Origin of the sequence: Pseudomonas psychrophila (assembly GCF_001043005.1) — a bacterium.
In the GTDB taxonomy this organism is placed as follows: domain Bacteria; phylum Pseudomonadota; class Gammaproteobacteria; order Pseudomonadales; family Pseudomonadaceae; genus Aquipseudomonas; species Aquipseudomonas psychrophila.
The window spans coordinates 1-629 of sequence record NZ_JYKZ01000077.1 but is presented as its reverse complement, the minus strand read 5'-3'; the positions used below and the strand labels follow the sequence as shown (position 1 = coordinate 629).

Sequence of the window (629 nt, the reverse complement as noted above, 5' to 3'; positions counted from 1 at the left end):
ATCGTCTGGCAAGCCAAATATCGCGTATGGGGCAATACCGTCGAGGAAATAAGTGAGCCTTATTATCTTGAGCAACAGAATCTGAGATTCCAGGGGCAATACCTGGATCGAGAGATTGGACTGCATTACAACATATTTAGATTTTATGACCCCGATGTGGGACGCTTCACAACGACGGACCCTATCGGGCTAGCCGGGGGCTTCAACCTCTACCAGTACGCAGCAAACCCGATAGGTTGGCTTGATCCTTGGGGGCTCTCCGCCTGCGCCCCGACACACCATATCGCTACGAATAAACATGCAAAATGGACACCGAAATACCGTGTTCTTTTTGAGAAAAATGGGTTGGGTAAATTTAAAAACGGAAAATCCCGCAGGGACGTACTCAATGACCCGTTAAACAAAGTGGACGTGCCCGGGCATAAAGGTCCGCACCCAGAGGGAATGCATGCAGAGATTTATAAACGACTGCAAAATGCAAGCCGAAAAGGGCCGGATCAATTCAAGGCCGAGCTCGCAGAGCTTAGGAAGGAGGCACTGGACCCTACCTCCACGCTTAATAAGATTTTGAGGAAAGTAGACTTATGAATTACTTCAAACTTAATCCAAACGTCACCAGTAAAAAGTGG

Annotated in this window: 1 protein-coding gene; it reads left to right on the top strand. The window is 48.0% G+C overall.

Translation table 11 applies throughout. From position 1 onward, the window contains the following. Nucleotides 1-588, top strand: a 588-nt coding sequence (locus tag TU76_RS24160) for an RHS repeat-associated core domain-containing protein (protein ID WP_048352678.1), incomplete at its 5' end; no start/stop codon positions are given. Between the last annotated feature and the right edge of the window lie 41 nt (nt 589-629).